At 44.6% G+C, this 18,216-nt stretch carries 19 protein-coding genes and 1 other annotated feature; of the genes, 17 read left to right on the top strand and 2 right to left on the bottom strand.

Annotated features, from left to right (window positions below):
- Positions 1-8: 8 nt before the first annotated feature.
- The 3 genes from AF333_RS27595 to AF333_RS27585 are packed head-to-tail and all read left to right on the top strand — an operon-like array spanning position 9 to position 2,639.
- Entirely contained in the window at positions 9-686 is a 678-nt protein-coding gene (locus AF333_RS27595; protein WP_043064414.1) for a CoA transferase subunit A, read from the top strand.
- Complete coding sequence (locus AF333_RS27590; protein WP_043064323.1) at positions 671-1,339, top strand: 3-oxoacid CoA-transferase subunit B; 669 nt, start codon at positions 671-673, stop codon at positions 1,337-1,339. Before AF333_RS27595 ends, AF333_RS27590 begins: the two co-directional genes overlap by 16 nt.
- 19 nt (positions 1,340-1,358) lie before the next feature.
- Positions 1,359-2,639 carry a peptidase gene (locus tag AF333_RS27585; protein ID WP_043064322.1) on the top strand — a complete coding sequence of 427 codons (1,281 nt, stop codon included), beginning with the start codon at positions 1,359-1,361 and terminating at the stop codon, positions 2,637-2,639.
- 85 nt (positions 2,640-2,724) lie between these two features.
- Here the strand turns inward: AF333_RS27585 and AF333_RS27580 are convergent, their stop codons facing one another.
- Positions 2,725-3,552, bottom strand: a complete 828-nt coding sequence (locus AF333_RS27580) for an STAS domain-containing protein (protein WP_043064321.1) — start codon at positions 3,550-3,552, stop codon at positions 2,725-2,727.
- Positions 3,553-3,810: 258 nt separating this feature from the next.
- Here AF333_RS27580 and AF333_RS27575 point away from each other — a divergent pair, with 258 nt between their 5' ends.
- The 11 genes from AF333_RS27575 (at position 3,811) to AF333_RS27530 (ending at position 13,109) form a co-directional block, all read left to right on the top strand.
- Entirely contained in the window at positions 3,811-4,383 is a 573-nt protein-coding gene (locus AF333_RS27575) for a cysteine hydrolase family protein (protein ID WP_200894927.1), read from the top strand.
- A 226-nt stretch (positions 4,384-4,609) separates the two neighbouring features.
- A complete protein-coding gene (locus AF333_RS27570) occupies positions 4,610-5,332 on the top strand; it encodes a cytochrome c biogenesis CcdA family protein (RefSeq protein WP_043064319.1) in 723 nt (240 codons plus the stop codon).
- A 52-nt stretch (positions 5,333-5,384) separates the two neighbouring features.
- Positions 5,385-5,693, top strand: a complete 309-nt coding sequence (locus AF333_RS27565; RefSeq protein ID WP_235356584.1) for a rhodanese-like domain-containing protein — start codon at positions 5,385-5,387, stop codon at positions 5,691-5,693.
- A 314-nt stretch (positions 5,694-6,007) separates the two neighbouring features.
- Positions 6,008-6,985 carry an LCP family protein gene (locus AF333_RS27560; protein ID WP_043064317.1) on the top strand — a complete coding sequence of 326 codons (978 nt, stop codon included), beginning with the start codon at positions 6,008-6,010 and terminating at the stop codon, positions 6,983-6,985.
- A 38-nt stretch (positions 6,986-7,023) separates the two neighbouring features.
- A complete protein-coding gene (locus AF333_RS27555; protein WP_043064316.1) occupies positions 7,024-7,635 on the top strand; it encodes a DedA family protein in 612 nt (203 codons plus the stop codon).
- Between the two features lie 156 nt (positions 7,636-7,791).
- Positions 7,792-8,316 carry a DUF3993 domain-containing protein gene (locus AF333_RS27550; RefSeq protein ID WP_043064315.1) on the top strand — a complete coding sequence of 175 codons (525 nt, stop codon included), beginning with the start codon at positions 7,792-7,794 and terminating at the stop codon, positions 8,314-8,316.
- A 139-nt stretch (positions 8,317-8,455) separates the two neighbouring features.
- Positions 8,456-8,578 carry a hypothetical protein gene (locus tag AF333_RS37030; RefSeq protein ID WP_255322290.1) on the top strand — a complete coding sequence of 41 codons (123 nt, stop codon included), beginning with the start codon at positions 8,456-8,458 and terminating at the stop codon, positions 8,576-8,578.
- A 164-nt stretch (positions 8,579-8,742) separates the two neighbouring features.
- Positions 8,743-9,546 (top strand): flagellar motor protein, encoded by an 804-nt coding sequence (locus AF333_RS27545; protein WP_043064314.1) that lies wholly within the window; start codon positions 8,743-8,745, stop codon positions 9,544-9,546.
- The gene (locus AF333_RS27540; protein WP_043064313.1) at positions 9,521-10,291 is read left to right on the top strand and encodes a flagellar motor protein MotB; all 771 of its coding nucleotides are present in this window, start codon (positions 9,521-9,523) and stop codon (positions 10,289-10,291) included. The genes AF333_RS27545 and AF333_RS27540 overlap by 26 nt, the downstream gene beginning before the upstream one ends.
- Positions 10,292-10,403: 112 nt before the next feature.
- On the top strand, positions 10,404-11,468 hold the full coding sequence (locus AF333_RS27535) for an AI-2E family transporter (RefSeq protein ID WP_043064413.1): 1,065 nt from the start codon (positions 10,404-10,406) through the stop codon (positions 11,466-11,468).
- Positions 11,469-11,636: 168 nt separating this feature from the next.
- Entirely contained in the window at positions 11,637-13,109 is a 1,473-nt protein-coding gene (locus AF333_RS27530) for an N-acetylmuramoyl-L-alanine amidase family protein (protein ID WP_043064312.1), read from the top strand.
- Between the two features lie 52 nt (positions 13,110-13,161).
- Here AF333_RS27530 and AF333_RS27525 read toward each other — a convergent pair whose 3' ends face one another.
- Complete coding sequence (locus tag AF333_RS27525) at positions 13,162-13,674, bottom strand: type 1 glutamine amidotransferase domain-containing protein (protein ID WP_043064311.1); 513 nt, start codon at positions 13,672-13,674, stop codon at positions 13,162-13,164.
- A gap of 146 nt (positions 13,675-13,820) precedes the next feature.
- On the opposite strand from AF333_RS27525, the gene acpS reads away from it, so the two are divergent.
- Genes acpS through AF333_RS27510 form a run of 3 tightly spaced genes read left to right on the top strand, consistent with a single transcriptional unit; the run spans position 13,821 to position 16,917 of the window.
- Positions 13,821-14,228, top strand: coding sequence for a holo-ACP synthase (acpS, locus tag AF333_RS27520; protein ID WP_043064310.1), 408 nt, complete (start codon positions 13,821-13,823; stop codon positions 14,226-14,228).
- Between the two features lie 41 nt (positions 14,229-14,269).
- Positions 14,270-15,850 carry an NAD(P)H-hydrate dehydratase gene (locus tag AF333_RS27515; protein WP_043064309.1) on the top strand — a complete coding sequence of 527 codons (1,581 nt, stop codon included), beginning with the start codon at positions 14,270-14,272 and terminating at the stop codon, positions 15,848-15,850.
- 44 nt (positions 15,851-15,894) lie between these two features.
- Entirely contained in the window at positions 15,895-16,917 is a 1,023-nt protein-coding gene (locus AF333_RS27510; RefSeq protein ID WP_235356583.1) for an outer membrane lipoprotein-sorting protein, read from the top strand.
- A 521-nt stretch (positions 16,918-17,438) separates the two neighbouring features.
- Positions 17,439-18,216: a sequence feature (16S ribosomal RNA rRNA prediction is too short), on the top strand.

Raw genomic sequence — 18,216 nt, 5'->3', positions numbered from 1 at the left:
AGCAGACCATGTCTAAAGTTGTTTCACTTGATGAAGCGCTTGTTCATATTACAGATGGCACTACACTTATGTTTGGGGGATTTGGTGGTGTAGGTAACCCGCCTACCATCATTGACGGGATTTTACGCAAAGGGGTTACTGATCTCGACTTAATCGGCAACGACTCTGGTTTTCCAGATATAGGAATCGGGTGCCTTGTAACGGCCGAACGCGCTCGTAGCTTAATTACGTCACATATTGGTTCCAATCCGAATGCTGGACGTTTGATGACCGAAAGGAAAATGAAGGTTACATTCTATCCTCAAGGCACGCTCGCCGAAAAAATTCGAGCTGGTGGTATGGGACTAGGTGGAATTCTAGTGGATGTGGGGCTTGGAACGATTGTTGAAGAAGGAAAGAATCGTATAGAAATAGAAGGTAAGACGTATATGGTAGAGCCTGCTCTAACGGCCCAGGTAGGTATTGTACATGCGCTCAAAGCGGATGAATACGGCAACCTTATTTATGATAAAAGCGCCCGTAACTTTAATCCACTCGTAGCTATGGCTGCGGATATCACGATTGCCGAGGTGGAAGAAATCGTGCCAAGAGGCGAACTGGACCCGGAATGCATCGTAACTCCAGGTGTGTATGTAGACTATATTGTCAAAAGTGAAGGGGTGAATTGGAAATGGGCGTGGGAGTAGAGCAGCGTCACTTAATTGCACGGCGTGCAGCAAAAGAAATTGAGCCGGGAATGCTAGTAAATTTAGGGATAGGTATACCAACGCTTGTAGCGGATTATATTCCGCAAGAGTGGGACGTCATGTTTCATGCGGAAAATGGCATTCTAGGTACTGGTCCTTCCCCTGAAAAGGGAAAGGAAGATGAGAATTTATGCAATGCGGGCGGATTTCCCATTACGCTCGTTCCCGGCGCTTCATACTTCGATAGTACGGTTGCGTTTGGTATGATTCGACGTGGTTATCTGGATATTACAATTCTCGGTGCATTGGAAGTAAGCGAGAAGGGCGATTTAGCAAACTGGATTGTACCTGGCAAACGAGTGCCCGGTATGGGCGGCGCCATTGAGCTGGCACAAAAAGCGAAAAAAGTTATCGTGTTGATGAACCATACGAACAAAGCTGGAGAACCGAAAATTCTCCGAAAATGTACGTTGCCGTTAACTGCACCAGAATGTGTAGACATGATTATTACCGAGCGAGCCGTTATCGAGGTAGTGAATGGGGAGCTGCATCTGCGTGAAGTACTGTACCCGTATACGGTCGAGCAGGTAGTGGAAAGTACAGAAGCTCCATTAAAAATTTCGGAAGGTAGTCACGTTCCAGTCTTTAAATAACCAGGGAGGTGCCAAAAGAATGATGAAAGAGCAAATTAAGAAATGGATGCAGACGCATCGGCAGGAAGCAGTCGATTTTCTCGCTCAGGTAGTACAGGCGCCGAGCGTACAGGGAAGAGAAGCGGTGGCACAGAAACTTGTCGCTGATAAGCTGGATGCGCTCGGATTAGAAGTGGATGTGTGGGAGCCAGCAGGGGAAGAGCTAGTCAAACATCCATACTTCTGCTCTCCGCGTACGTCATTTGAAGGCAGCCCAAACGTAGTGGGCATCTGGAAGGGAGAAGGCGGTGGCAAGTCGCTCATACTGAACGGTCATATTGATGTCGTGCCTGCTGGTGACTTCGAACAATGGGATGACGATCCGTTCAGCGGCAAGGTGGAGAACGGCAAAATGTACGGGCGCGGCGTAACGGATATGAAAGGCGGCAACGTAGCGATGCTGTTTGCGGTCGAATGCCTGAAGGAACTCGGGGTTCGTCTTAAGGGAGATATTATCTTCCAAAGCGTAGTAGAAGAAGAAAGCGGCGGCTCCGGAACACTCTCCACCGTACTGCGCGGCTATAAAGCGGATGCAGCGCTTATTCCGGAACCGACTCAGATGAAGATTTTCCCTAAACAGCAGGGTTCCATGTGGTTTAAGATTAAAGTAAAAGGCCGTTCGGCACACGGGGGTACACGCTATGAAGGCGTAAGTGCAATTGAGAAAGCGATGATTGTAGTGGATGCGATTCGTAAATTGGAAAAAGAACGAAACGATAAAATTACTGATCCGCTTTACAAAAGTATTCCGATCCCGATTCCGATTAATGTAGGAACCATTCAAGGTGGAGAATGGCCGTCTTCCGTTCCAGATCTGGTAGAACTACAGGGACGGATGGGTGTTGCACCAGAGGAAGAAATGGAAGATGCAAAGCAAGCGATGGCTGAAGCGCTTGCGGCATTGGATGATGAATGGCTTGCGCAGCATCCACCGCAACTTGAATGGTTTGGCGCACAGTGGGTACCTGGTATGATTGATTCCGATCATGAACTGATGAATCATCTTATTCATTCATATCGTACTGTTCTTGGGCAGGACCCGGTTATTGAAGCTTCTCCATGGGGAACAGATGGCGGCCTCTTAACCAAAGTGGGCGAGACGCCGTCCATCGTATTCGGACCGGGTGTGACAAGCATGGCGCACTATCCGAATGAATACATCGAGCTGGATCGCATGATTGAGTGTGCAGAAATCATGGCGCATACCATCATGCATTGGTGTGGCGTGGCGAACGAGAAAGCGCTCAGTGCAAAATCATAAGTCAAATACAACAAATATAAAAAAAGGCATGCCCAGAGCGGCGTGCCTTTTTTGCATAATTGCATAATAGAGTATATATGTGAATTTATTTTGTCTGTTTATGGGTAGATTCAAGTGCCTGTTGTACGGTAGCGTACGTTTTAATAGAAGAGAAGTCAATCCCGATTCCGACAGCCGTTTGTGCAAGGCTGGGACGAATCCCCGTCAATACGGCTTTGGTGCCGAGCAATCGAAGAATACGGTGGATTTTGAAGATATGGTCCGTGACCATTGTATCGATGATATGAATGCCAGAAAAATCAATAATAAGGCAATTGAGTTTTAGCTCTGCCACTTTTGGAATGACGTTGTGTAAGATATGATTGGCTTTATGAGAATCAATCGAGCCGATTAGCGGAAGAACCGCAATGCCTTGAAGTATCGGAACGATGGGAGCGGATAATTCACTCACTTCCTCGTAAGCGGCACTGATGATTTTATCCTTAAAATAATCAAATGCTTTCATTGTCTCGTTAACCGCGATGTCGAGCGTATAGTTAAGTTTTTCGATAACCTGAAGAGTTTCGGTTGTAGGAAGACCGTGTTCTATGCATAATTGACCAATACGCTGAATGAATGTCGAACGAACAAGAGGAATTACCTCAAGAGTTTTGCCAATTTTCTCCCCGCTGTGAACGCTGTGTTCTCCTACTTTTTGACTCCATTCTACTAAATCCTTTTCGATTTCTTCAGAAGAGGCAAGAAGCGATGTTCCTGTTAAATTCAATAACTTGGAAAAGTTTTCTCTTGCGCGTTCGATTTCATCCGGTGAAGTAGGGGCGGATATGCCGTTTATAACCGCATCAACGATAGAGTTACTGATTTCTTTATGATGCTCCACAAGGTATGTAGCAATTTGCCGTACTGAACTCAATTAAGCCCCCTCCTTGTCGAAAAGATGCCATATAGATCTTAGTATAATTTCATGATACAGTGCCAGCTTCGGATAAGGCAAGCATATGTGTCCATTCTCTTTTTCTTCTTACATTATGAAGCAGAAACATCATGGAATAGGTACGTTTGTTTGTAAGAAAAGACAGAGAGGTAAAAGCTATAGAGAAGAAATTATGACGGACAAAGGAGTGGGAACATGCCGGCCAAAAATGTAGATTTACACGGAAATGTACCTGACATATCTAAAGTAGCATTGCTTTTGATTGATGTAATCAATGATTTTGAATACCCTGAAGGGGATTTGTTGTTTAAAAATTCAATGGAAATCGTAGATCAGATTGTGGATCTGAGGAAACGGGCAAAGGAGGCCGGAGTTCCTGTCATATATGTGAATGATAATTACGGTAAGTGGCAGTCTGATTTTCTGAAATTGGTAGCACATACTACGAACGAAAAAGTACGCGGTAAACCATTTGTAGATAAATTGCTTCCGGATGAAGATGACTACTTTGTCTTAAAGCCCAAGCATTCGGCATTTTATTCTACAGTGCTTGATACGCTGCTTGCATATTTGAAGGTAGAAACGCTTATTTTGGCAGGAGTAGCGGGGAACAGTTGCATACTGTTTACAGCGAATGACGCGTATATGCGTGACTTTCACCTGTATATCCCGTCGGATTGCATTGCCTCCAATTATGCAGAAGATAACCGGAACGCAATTAAGATTATGAAGACCATCCTGGATGTAGATACACGCCCGCAGAGAGAAATTGAATTTGTATGTCGGAACAATGAACCGGATGTTCCATAGCAGTTGCTTTTCAGGTATTTCTATTTTGACATACGACTACATATAGAGTGAGAAACATCTTTAATTCGTTATTTATGATAGTATTCAATACTTTCTAGTTGAACTGTTGTTTGCCAGCTGAATTGTGGCGGGATGGTGAAACTCTCAGAGGCTAATGAGTAAAAAGCAATTCCATTTATTGCACTTTGTGAAGCGAATGTGCGAAAATGCTTAGAGAGGTGGTAATATGCAGCAATCTGTATCCGTTTCTTTCGCCTGGTTTGCTGGCTTAATATCATTTTTTTCACCCTGTGTTTTTCCATTGATTCCTGCATACATAACTCATTTGACAGGAGGAATGGTACAGGATGACAAGCTGGCTATCCGGCGTGGTACTCTATTGGTTCGTTCCTTGTTTTTTATTATTGGGTTTTCCATTATCTTTGTTATATTTGGGGCGACGGCCAGCTATCTTGGTCAATTCCTTCGGTCGAATCGCGAGCTATTCGAACAATTAAGCGGTATTTTGATTGTTATATTCGGTTTTCAGACGATAGGTTGGCTGAAGCTCGGATTTTTGGCGCGTGAGAAGCGGTTCGATATGTCGCGCATACAGGCGGGCAAGTGGTTCTCTTCGCTTCTGTTAGGCATGGCTTTTGCCGCAGGTTGGACCCCTTGTGTAGGTCTGGCCCTGTCGTCGATTTTGCTTCTGGCCGGTAATGCGGAAACCGTCAATACCGGAATGTTCCTGCTAAGCGTTTATTCGCTCGGGTTAGCCATCCCTTTCTTTATTATTTCTTTTATTATGTTGTATTCCGTCAAGGCAATCCGCCGTTTGAACCGTTGGATGCCTGTTATCAAAAATGTGAGTGGTTGGATTCTTATTGCTATGGGCGTACTAATTTATACGGGACAAATGCAGCGTTTGAGCGCCTGGCTTTCTTCATTCACCTTATTTACAGGTATATAAGAGGTATAATAAGATTGTACAGATTAACATGTATTATGAAGGAGGCGACAGCGTGAGCGTATATGGTGAAGTTTCAACACATGAAGTGAACGAACGGCTTAAGCAAGGTGAAAACTTGCACTTGATTGATGTTAGAGAAGATGATGAGTATGCGGCAGGGCGCGTTCCGGGCGCAAAGCATATTCCGTTGAACCAGATTCCAGAACGGCTACATGAACTGGACAAGGATAAGGAATACATTATGGTATGTCGGAGCGGTAATCGAAGCGGCATGGCTTCAGAATGGCTGAGTGAGCGCGGTTACCATGTCAAAAATATGGTCGGCGGCATGCTTGATTGGACAGGCGATATTGAAAAATAAGCAATGAAATAAAAAAGAGAAGGTTTTGTTGGGACTTCTCTTTTTTTATTTCATTTTTCATCAGTTTTAAGGCGGAAAAAGAATTCATAAGTTTATGAAACGGTAAATGACAGGGGACAGGCAAAGCCCTGTCTTTTTTTCTGGATATGCCAGCATCATAAGGAGAGTTATATAGGATGAAGTGTGCAAGTAAATACTACTGAAGAAAACATTGGGTACATAGCATGAAATAAACGTAGTGATAAGACATTCTGATACGGTATAATAGGGGATGGTGTTTTGCTCACTGTAAAGAAAGGGTGTTTTGTGATTCGATGAGAGTGTTGAGAAGCATACTGCGCGTAGTTTTTGTTGTGCTTCTATTGGGTGCGATAGGAATTGGCGGTTATTACGCATATTCCTTTTATTCGTTTACGTCGAAGATTCAGCAACCGGGCACCGCTACGTCTCTGCCGGAATGGACAGGGAAGGAGCGTGTGAATATCCTGTTGATGGGTGTCGATAAGCGGGAGAACGAAGAGTCAACGCGTTCGGATTCCATCCTTGTGGCCAGCATTGATCCTGAGACGAAAAAAGCGCAGCTCTTTTCTATTCTACGGGATTCTTGGGTGGAAATTCCGGGTTATCGGAAGAGCCGGATTAATACGGCATACGAGGTTGGCGGACCTGAGTTAATGGCGCAAACAGTAGAGAATTTGACGGGACTGCCGATTCAGTATTATGTAACTACCGATTTTAAAGGCTTTGAAAAAGTGGTAGACGCGCTGGGCGGCGTAGATTTGTATGTAGAAAAAGATATGGAATACTATCTGTATGAAGAGAACGGTTATTACGATATTATTCTCAAGAAGGGGCAGCAGCATCTGGATGGGCGCAAAGCGCTGCAGTACGCGCGCTTCCGTCATGATAAGATGGGGGATTTCAGCCGGACGGAGCGTCAGCGCAAGCTGCTAAAAGCCTTGGCTGAGCAGGCTACAAAAAGTACGAGCATATGGAGAATTCCGAGCGTGCTGGAAGCTGTATCGCCATACGTAACGACGAATATGAGTTCGAGCGATATGCTACGCCTGGCTAATCTCACGTATAAATTGGATGTGACGCATTTGCAGACTGAGCAAATTCCGCCTGCCAATATCTTGCGTGAGAAGACGGTTAATGGCGCTCAAGTAATCGACCCACGTCCAGAGCGAACTCAAGAGTATATTAGAGAGTTATTGGAGAATCCGCTGCAAAATCAGACAGATGAAACGGGTGCCGATGAAAAAGAAGCTATGAAAGGTTCTACAAACTGATTTCGTGTATAGGATAGTTGATAAAGGGGGACGAACTTATGGGGGAGATAATTGAAGCCATCGGTTCTTGGATTACCGCTATTATCAACTATCTGGGTTATACCGGTGTCTTTTTTGGAATGCTCTTTGAGAGCGCATGTATTCCGATTCCGAGTGAGCTGATTATGCCGTTTGCCGGCTTTCTTGCTGCACAAGGAGAGATGAGTTTGTTTGCTGCCATCGCTGCTGGCAGTATTGGTGGAACGATAGGCTGTATCATTGCATATATCATTGGCTACAAGTACGGTCACTTGCTTGAAGGACCATTACGTTATGTTTTTCCGTTGAATGAAGTGAGGCGGGCACAGCGTTGGTTAGCCCGGCATGGAGATAGTGTGGGTTTTTTTACCCGCTTACTTCCAGCGATCCGTACATTCATCTCGTTACCGATGGGGATGGCCCGTGCCCCGTTTCTTCGTTTTATTGTTTACAGCTTTGTCGGAACGACTATCTGGTGTACCATGCTTGCTTATGTAGGGTGGATCCTTGGAGAAAACTGGACGGCAATTAAAACATATCTCCATTATGGAGATGTGGCTGTTCTTGTTACCTTAGTGGCACTGGTAGCTTACTATGTGTGGAAAAAGAAAAAAAGAAGCCGTTTTGTATAAAAGGACTCCCGGTTTGTACCGGAAGTCCTTTTTTTATTAACGTGGCTTTGAATCAAAAAATTTAGTGGTAAAGTACAGTAATTGTGAATGAATTTATTTTTATAACAATACGCTGAATTAAGTCCCGTGAAAAATTTGGAAAAGGAGTGTTGCACGATGCAATATGTATGGAAAAGCGTCGGAGTGATTGCAACCGTATTTGCTATTTTCTTTATGCCGGTAGCCGGTATACAGGTAACGGGGACGACATCGGGCTCCCTCGCTTTGGCGGCGCAAAGCAATATGCCAGAGAAAGAGGTTATCCGTTCTCTGCTGCGACAGGCCGCTGATGCGCAATACGCATTAAATGAACCAATGACAAGGCTGGAAGCCTTGGAGAGGATTCAGCCGTATATGACAGAAGAATTTTCTCGCGCATTTTTGCAGGAACGTCTTGTATCGGAGAAAAACAGACAGGGTGAAACGGTATGGTGGGTTCCGGGCTCAGATGATATGTATTTATTTATTCCTGACTTTTCGTGGGATTACCGTACAAAGATTAGTATAAGTGAAGGAACAGTTCATGTATCGCAATATTATCCGGCCGAAGAAGGCCCCTGGCAAATGCCATCTCATACAGAAACTGTACTGTTAGTGAAGGAAGACGGAAAGTGGAAAGTGAATGGCATCCAATATGAGTAAGTATTGATTTTTCAATAGATTTCTCTGCTTGTTTTTGTCAAAATGGTTGCGTAATTATTGACAATTTTGTGACATATAGAGTAAAATAATGGTAGTTATAGTGTGAATCTTTATATTTTTGAAAAGGAGCGGTTACGGTATGTGGAATGCGATTGTCATTGCTGAGATGGTATTTACCTCAACCATGTGCGCTGCGATTTTGGCCCTCCCGTTCATTGCAAAAGCAAAGCATACTTCGATAGAAGAAACAGAAAATGAATAATTATAGAAGGAAAAAGCGCCGGTAACGGCGTTTTTTTTGTTTTTTGTAATATGGCGAAATAAATTCGCTAAAAATCTTCTTGATTTTGAATTGTTTATGCCGATATATATTAAAGGGAAATAATAAGGATAGAAATTACCAAAGAAAGAAATAGGGGATGTCAAATGGATTTAGCCTCACTTATTGGTATTGCCATAGCTTTAGCTGCTGCGGCGTTCGGTTTTTTCTATGACGGTGGTAATCTTAGTTTGCTATGGAGTGCATCTTCGTTTGTACTGGTTCTTGGTGGTACAATTGGCGCCGTTACTCTTTCATTGCCGATGAAAGAATTGAAGAATGTACCGAAGTTGTTCAAAAAGCTGTTTACCGAGCAGAAAATGGACTATCTTGGTCTGGTAAATCAGATGGAGGAATTGGCCGGCAAGGCGCGTCGAGAAGGATTGCTCTCCCTTGAGCAGGAAATCGAGCAGGTTGATAATAAATTCATTGCAAGAGGACTGCGAAGCGCCATAGATGGCGTTGATCAATCCGTTATCGGTGAAATGCTAGAATATGATATTTCAGCTATGGAATCTCGTCACCAGCGCGGTGCCAAAATTTTTGAGAATGCAGGTGGATATTGTCCAACCATTGGGATTATGGGTACGGTTATGCACATGGTTGTAATCATGACGCACTTAAACGAGCCGCACTCGCTCGGGCCGTCCATCAGTGCCGCTTTTCTTGCTACACTATACGGAGTGGCGTTTGCGAATCTGTTCTTCTTCCCGTTTGCAGAAAAACTGAAGGCAAAGTCCAAGGACGAATCACTGTATTTAACTATCGCTCTTGAGGGGATTATTGGTGTCCAACAGGGAATGAACCCGGTTGCGCTCCGCGAGAAGCTGCTTGTCTTCCTTTCCGAGGCGGATCGCAATATTGAAGCAGGCGGTGAAGAAATTAATGTCCAGAAAGAAGCAGAAGCATGATGAACACGTCAATCTAGAACGCTGGCTTGTCTCTTACGCCGACTTTGTTACGCTTCTATTTATTGTTTTTCTTATTCTTTTCTCCATGAGTGCAGTAGATGCCCAGAAATTTCAAGCGTTGAAGGAATCGTTCAGTGATATAACCGGCTCCGGCTCCTCGCTCGTTATGCCGGCTCCAGGTTCCACTGCGACACCGACAACAGATAAGAATACTGGCAAAACGAAAACGAAAAATGCTATTGCCGCTGAACAGGAAAGGTTCGAGGAAATCAAAGAGAAGATGGAGCAGTACACAAAATCTAAAGGGCTTGATAAAAGCGTGATGGTGAATATGGATCAGAACGGAATTAATGTTACCTTTACTGGAGCTGTTCTGTTTGCGAACGGAGACGCAACATTGCAGCCGCAGGCAAAAAAGATTATTAAAGACATGTTCCCGTTTATTAACTCCATTAATAACCCTTTACGCATTGAAGGCCATACGGATAATGTGCCGATACGCACGGCGCAGTATCCTTCCAATTGGGAATTGTCCACTGCCCGTGCGACGAATCTGGTTCGTTATCTATCCGAAGAATACAAGATTAAACCAGAACGGCTGTCTGGGGCAGGGTATGGTGAGTATCATCCGATAGCCCCAAATGACACACTTGAAAACCGTGCTAAAAACCGTCGGGTAGAGATTATGATTTTAAGCTCGAAAGCAGCGGAAGCAGATGCACAAAAACCACAGAGTAAGAAATAAAGAAGGGGACAGGCATTCAATAAAGGATGCCTGTTTTTTGTTTGAAGAAGAAAAACAAAGTGTAAATTTCTATATACGAACTTATTTTAAATCGCAGCGGGAGAGGACGTATATGACAAAACAAAACAAATGGTTGATGAGGGGGATTATTTTACTTCTTATTCTTACGATTATTTGGATGTTATACCAGACCAGCTTCATCTTCCAGCCGGTCGTCATCATTATTCGAGCGATTGCATTGCCTTTTATTGTTGCCGGTGTAGGTTTTTATCTTCTGCGACCGATTATCCGCTGGGCGGAGCGAAAAGGGGTTAAGCGTTTATATTCCATTACTTTTATGTATATTGTAATTATTGGAGTGCTAATTACAGGTTTTTTCTTTGTTCGCCCGTATCTGTTTGAACAGGCCACGATGATGATGAAGGAAGCACCAGAGCAATTGGCGAAGTGGGAGCGGATGAAGTTAAACCTGTCACCGTTTTTGCAGGATATCATCAACGAGGCATTCACGATGGCGAATGCGAGTGTTGAGAAGATGAAGCACCGCGCAGGTGCGATGGTTCCATGGCTTTTAAGCACTATGGCTTCTCTTGTTACTGTTCCGTTCATTCTCTTCTACATGCTGAGGGATGAAAGGAACTTCTGGAAATTCATTAAATACCTTATTCCGCAGGATAAACGGGCGCACATCGACGGTGTGTTGTCGGAAATTGATGAGACGATTGGAGATTATATTCGCGGTCAAATTACTGTTAGTTTCATTGTCGGCATTTGTCTATTTATCGGCTATTCTATCATTGGACTGGATTATGCGGCGGTTTTGGCCATCGTTGCTATGTTTACTAATTTTATTCCATATCTGGGACCGTTTATTGCAGTAATACCCGCTCTTATTGTAGCGCTGACTATGTCGTCAGGTATGATATTGAAGGTGATTCTGGTTACCTTAGTGGTGCAAATGATTGAAGGTAATATAATTACGCCGCATATTATGGGGCGTAATCTAGAAATTCATCCACTGACAATCATCGTCCTGCTTTTGTTTGCTGGAAGTCTGGCAGGCGTGGCGGGCGTCATTCTGGCGGTACCAGTATATGCAGTAATAAAAGTCATTTATTGTCACATTTTCGAATATCTTCAGCCGCGTATTAATGGAGATAAAGCCCCATCTTGTTAAGATGAGGCTTTTTTCTTAGGGAAAAATTGTTCATTCTTTCTGGAGGAAGTTGTACAATAAAAGAAAATATTTCCGATATTAGATACATAGTTTTGGAATTTTTTGTCGAAGCGTAGGTGAAGCTAGTCCTTCTTGCGCCAAATCACAGAGAAAGAGAGAGGGTAACAGATGAGGAAGACGTTATGCGGACTCGGGATATTTCTGGTTTTTTTCCTGGGAATGTTCTCCACCGCAGTACAAGCGGCAGCCGACCCTTCTATTCAACTATTGATTAATGGAAGCAAGGTCAAACCCGAAGTTCCGCTGCAACTTGTAAACGGCCGGACGCTTGTCCCCGTATACACCGTCCAGGAAGGCCTGGACATAAAGGTAAGCTGGGATGGAAAGAATCGCAAGGTCACTGTTGTCGATGGAAGCAAAAAAATTGAATTGACGATTGGTTCCAAGACTGCACGTGTAAATGGTGTACAGAAGAAGCTGGATGTAGCTCCGGTTATCATCAGCAACCGTACGTTTTTGCCGTTTCGTGCAGTAGGAGAACTTCTAGGGGCAGAAGTTGACTGGGAAAATAAAACGAGGAGTGTCATTCTGAACAAGAAGACCACACCGCCTCCTCCAAAAAAACCGGAAACTCCCCAAGTTGTTAAAGTAACTAGCATTCAGCAAACGGATCAAGTTATATCTATTCAAACGAGCGGAAAAACTGAGGCGAAAAGCTTTACCATGAATGATCCGTACCGTATCGTAGTAGATGTACAAAATGCAACGCTTGCTACGGCTTCTTCGGCAATACCAGGACAGGGAACGAATCCTGCCATAAAAAATGTGCGCTTCAGTCAGTTTGAACCTGATGTTGTACGTGTGGTAGTGGAGTTAGCTGGTTCTGCCAAGTACGATCTGGTGCAGGGTGCTTCTAAGATTGAAGTCAAGCTGAAGGATATTCAATCTCCTGAACCGTCCGTTCCACCTGTAACGAATCCTCCAGTTGTTACTGAGCCTGTAGAACCGCCGCCTGTCATAGCACCCGGTGATGGCACTACACAGCAGCCGAATCCTACGGGTCCGTTATCGCTAAAGCAAAGAGTAAGAATTGTTGTCGATGCCGGACATGGCGGGAAAGACATGGGGGCGACCGGCAATAATGCCCGGGAAAAAGATTTGACACTTGGAATTTCTCAGCATCTTGCGAATAACCTGGGGGCTGATCCTAAGTTTGAAGTGATTATGACGCGGGACAGCGAGTTGGACAAGCAATTAACTGAACGAGGTGTTAAGCAGGAATTGTCAGAGAAGGTCAACATCGCAAATGATAATAACGCCGACCTTTTCATTTCCGTCCATATTAACTCAAGCACTTCAGCTTCTGGAAAAGGTACGGAAACATATTATCATAGCGATAAAAGCAAAGGATATGCTTCCACTATTCACAAACATTTGGTTCAGGCAACAGGTTTCCCGGACAGAAAGATAAAGAAAGCGAATTTTCAAGTTATTAAGTACACGAAGATGCCTGCTATTCTTATAGAAGTTGGCTTCATAAGCAACCCATCAGAGGCAAAAGAAATGCAGACAGAGGAATTCCAGCAACGGGTTGCTGATGCTGTATATGCGGGTCTAAAAGAATACATTCAGAATAACTAAACATAAAAGCCAGTCTCTGTAAAAGGGAACTGGCTTTTATGTGTATATACAGTTACTTTAACAATTCAAGTGATTTTTCGATAAATGCGGGAATATCATCCGGCATACGACTGGTTACATAGTTTCCATCCACGACTACCTCTTCGTTCTTCACATTGGCCCCTGCATTCTTCAAATCAACTTGAACCGTTTTCCAGGAAGTCATCGTTCTGCCTTTTACGCCTTCTGCGGTAATGAGAAGTTGAGGACCGTGACAAATAGCCAGTATCGGTTTATTATCAGCGATGAACGCTTTGGTAAATGCGACGATATTATCGTCGGCACGTAATTTATCCGGGGACACGCCACCGGGAATAAACAGAGCATCAAAGTCGCTGGCAGATACATCTGTAACAGCATGATATATTTTTTCTGTGCCAGTTCCATTCTCGCCTTTTAACTCTTGACCGGCTTTTGAGCCGATAATATGGAGTTCATGACCATCTTTTTCAAATGCTTGCTTCGGCTTCATGTATTCATCTTCGTTGAATAAGTTTCCGAGTACTATAGCAATTTTTTTTCCCATGCTGATTCCCTCCTAATCAATGTTGATTGTAAAGTGATATCCATTGTTGCAGTACCCTTTCTCTTTTTTTCTGAAACGACTCTTTTCATTCCTGTTTTTGTTTTTGATCGCTTATAATGGGAAAAAAATGAGGGTAGGGAAAAATCATGATTGTTGGTATAGGGATCGACATTATCGAACTTGAGCGCATTCAAAAGATCATAAGCAGACAGGAAAACGCTTTTTTAGCCCGGATATTTACGGAACGGGAGCGGAAGAACGTTCCGATCGGAGAAATGCGTAAGATTGAGTTCATAGCTGGACGGTATGCGGCAAAAGAAGCGATTTCAAAAGCGTTAGGTACGGGGATAGGCAAGGTGTTTTCATTTCAGGATGCTGAGGTTCTTTCAGGAGAAAATGGGAAGCCGAACGTTTGTATGGATGACTCTTTGCTTGAACGTATTACGGGGCAGAAAGGGTGCGTCTGTCATCTTTCGATTTCGCATAGCGAGAAATATGCTGTTGCGCAAGTAATACTGGAGATGCGCGGAGACTTGTCTGCATATCGGGAATAAGTTGGACATACATATATAACGCGGGTAAGGAGGGAATTAATATGTACGTGGTGAGCGCGCAGCAAATGCGCGACATTGACCGGTTCACCATTGAGCAAATCGGAATTCCAAGCCTTGTATTAATGGAGAATGCTGGAGTAGCGGTAGTCAGGGAAATAGAGAAGCGATGGCCTACTGGAGCGGTAGTTGTGTTAGCTGGTTCGGGGAACAATGGGGGAGACGGCCTCGTGATTGCACGTCATTTGCTTAACAAAGGGCGTGACGTGAAGGTATGGTTATTCGGAGAAGTGGAGAAACGAAGCGATGATTGTAAGCGGCAGCTAGAGATGATACAGAACTGCGGATATGCCGTGAATTTCTGGACGCAAGAAGGCGGGGAAGTGGTACAAACGGATATGAGGCAGGCGACGGTAATTGTGGACGCTCTTCTAGGTACGGGAACAAAAGGAGAGTTACGCTCCCCCTATCCGTTTATTCTAGAAAAATTAAAAGACTGCTCGGGAGCAGTGCTGGCGGTCGATATTCCGACCGGTGTGAATAGCGATACAGGGGAAGTGGCTCGGTATACGGTGCAGGCTGCTGTAACGGTGACATTTGCTTTTCCAAAATGGGGTCATTTTTCATATCCAGGTGCTGACTATGTTGGTGAACTTGTTGTCTCTGATATCTCTATTCCGTTGCAGGTTATCGATGAATTTGCATTACGGGATATGGTCCTAACGGGAGAGCAATTACGCAAAGAATTGCCTGAACGCCGCTCTTTTTCCCATAAGGGAACATATGGGCACGCTCTCGTGCTTGCCGGTTCGAAAGAAATGACTGGGGCCCCCGTTTTGTCTGCTTCTGCAGGGCTTCGCGTAGGGTGCGGTCTGCTGACGTTAGCTGTTCCTGAACCGGCTTTGCCTATTGTTGCCAGTAAAATCAATGAACCTGTCTTTTGGGAATGGCCTGCAGAAGAAGGGTACTTTGCCCGTGAAAGCTACACACTGCTAAAACAAAGAATCGCTTCGTTTGATGTTGTTGCTATTGGACCGGGTTTGGGCACATGGGAGGGCGGCAATAACTGGCTTAGGAAAATCATCAACATGGTAGATGTGCCGCTTGTCCTGGATGCTGATGCGCTGAACCTGCTCTCGGAAAATCTCTCCATTCTCCGTGAAAAAAAAGGCCAGATCATCCTTACGCCGCATCCGGGAGAGATGGGGAGGCTATGCGGTTGCACGGTAGCTGAAATCGAAAGGGACCGTGTAGGTTATGCCCGGTCGTTTGCCCAGGATTATGAGGTGTATGTTGTTTTGAAAGGAACGTATACGCTAATCGCTACTCCAGATGGAAAAGTATTCATTAATACGATGGGATCGGCTGCGCTTGCAAAGGGAGGCACAGGCGATGTGCTGACTGGCATGCTTGCGGGCATGCTCGCGCAGAAAGTGGCCCAGGATGAAGCAATCGAGGTAGGAATTCAACTGGCAGTATATCTTCATGGGATAGCTGGCAGGATTTGCGGTGAGAAGTCGATGTATGCTACATTGGCAGGCGATGTCATTGACAATATTGGATCGGCTATAAAAAGCTTGTCGTTTGCCAGCGGCTCATCCGTTACAGATTTCCCAGGAAATTGACATGGGAGCCCTCCTTTGTCGAAAAAAGACGAAGGAGTTGAAACATGATGAAGCGAGTTTTTTTATTATCCGTTGTTTTTCTGCTGCTTTTTTCGGCGCTTGTCGGCTGCGGCCCAAAATCATCAGGAGATGTAGCGCAGGACTTGACTAAACAAGTAGAGAAGATGTCTGGCTATAAGTCAAAAGCTTCTCTATCGGTACAGACTGGAAAAGCGCCACAAGAATATGAAGTAGAAGTATGGTATAAAAAGCCGAATTTTTATCGCATTTCTTTAACATCTAAGCAACGGAACATTACGCAGATCATTTTGCGTAACAATGAGGGAGTATTTGTCCTAACTCCTCATCTAAACAAAAGCTTTCGTTTTCAGAGTGAGTGGCCGGAGAAACATGGTCAAGTGTATTTATACGAATCATTGGCGAAAAGTATTGTAAATGACACTGCGAGGAAATTCCAGGGTGAAGGTGAGCAATATACGTTTGAGGTAAAGGCAGATTATCAAAATCGTTCGCTGACAAGTCAGAAAATCACGCTCAATAAATCACTGGAGCCGGTACGTGTGGATGTAATGGATACAAATATGAATCCAATGGTCACTGTGCAGTATAGCTCGTTCGATTTAAATCCCAAGTTTGATGCAGATGCTTTTGACAAAGAGCGAAATATGCAGGCTGCCATTCTGGATTCTGTTCCTGTATTAGCTGGAGCAACAACTAAGAAGCATGAAGATAGCTTTGGAGTTATTGAACCGAATTATTTGCCTAAAGGTGTAACGTTAAAAGGAATAGAGAAGGTTAATGATGAAGAAGGCATGCAAATCGTTTTGAAGTATGAAGGTGAGCGGCCGTTTAATCTTATTGAAAGTAAATCGAAGGCGACCACGGTTAATCTAGTGACTGGTGAACCTGTGGATTTAGGCTATACGGTTGGTGTGGTGGTTGGAGATGCTAAGAAAACATTGCGTTGGGATTACGATGGGGTAGAATACATGCTGTCGTCTGGAGATTTACCGGTAGAAGAAATGGCAGAAATAGCAAAGTCTATGTTTAATCAGGTAGGTAAATAAGGGTGGGAAATCCGCCCTTTTTCCTTTGAACAAATGTTATTTTTAAAAGAAGTGTATGTGTAAAACCTGTTGTTGCTATGGTATGTGCCCTGCAAGGTGATAAATAATTAATGTTTTTTATAAAATGTATTGACTTAAATGTGTGGTTTGTGATAAATTATTTTTTGTCGCCGCGAAAAAAGCGAAAAGCAACAATAATAGTTTTTCTTAAAAAAGATGTTGCAAAACGCTTGGTGATTTGATAAAATATAAAAAGTCTCACAAAAAAAGAGACGAGCTTAAAAGTTCCTTGAAAACTGAACAGTAACACTCGAATGTGTGCGAGTATATAAAAATTACCCACGAAAGTGACGAGTCGCTTTGTAGCGAATGCCGAATACTTTCGCGGGGCCCGAAAAGATTTCTTTTCGATTTAGTAAGCAAGCTAGCTTGTAATGAGCTATAAAGGATCATCGGCTAACGTCGCAACGTCCTGTTGCAACGCCGATGTTTGCCCATCCGTGGGCATCACATTCTCAACTTTATTGGAGAGTTTGATCCTGGCTCAGGACGAACGCTGGCGGCGTGCCTAATACATGCAAGTCGAGCGGACCAATGAAGAGCTTGCTCTTCGGCGGTTAGCGGCGGACGGGTGAGTAACACGTAGGCAACCTGCCTGTACGACTGGGATAACTCCGGGAAACCGGAGCTAATACCGGATACTTCTTTCAGACCGCATGGTCTGAAAGGGAAAGACCTTTGGTCACGTACAGATGGGCCTGCGGCGCATTAGCTAGTTGGTGGGGTAACGGCCTACCAAGGCGACGATGCGTAGCCGACCTGAGAGGGTGATCGGCCACACTGGGACTGAGACACGGCCCAGACTCCTACGGGAGNAAAGCCCCGGCTAACTACGTGCCAGCAGCCGCGGTAATACGTAGGGGGCAAGCGTTGTCCGGAATTATTGGGCGTAAAGCGCGCGCAGGCGGCTTCTTAAGTCAGGTGTGAAAGCCCACGGCTCAACCGTGGAGGGCCACTTGAAACTGGGAAGCTTGAGTGCAGGAGAGGAGAGCGGAATTCCACGTGTAGCGGTGAAATGCGTAGAGATGTGGAGGAACACCCGTGGCGAAGGCGGCTCTCTGGCCTGTAACTGACGCTGAGGCGCGAAAGCGTGGGGAGCGAACAGGATTAGATACCCTGGTAGTCCACGCCGTAAACGTTGAGTGCTAGGTGTTGGGGGTGACCAATCCTCAGTGCCGCAGCTAACGCAATAAGCACTCCGCCTGGGGAGTACGGCCGCAAGGCTGAAACTCAAAGGAA

The sequence above is a fragment of the Aneurinibacillus migulanus genome (genome assembly GCF_001274715.1).
In the GTDB taxonomy this organism is placed as follows: Bacteria; Bacillota; Bacilli; order Aneurinibacillales; family Aneurinibacillaceae; genus Aneurinibacillus; species Aneurinibacillus migulanus.
Note: the sequence above shows the minus strand (reverse complement) of the source record. Positions and strands in the feature narration are given on the sequence as shown.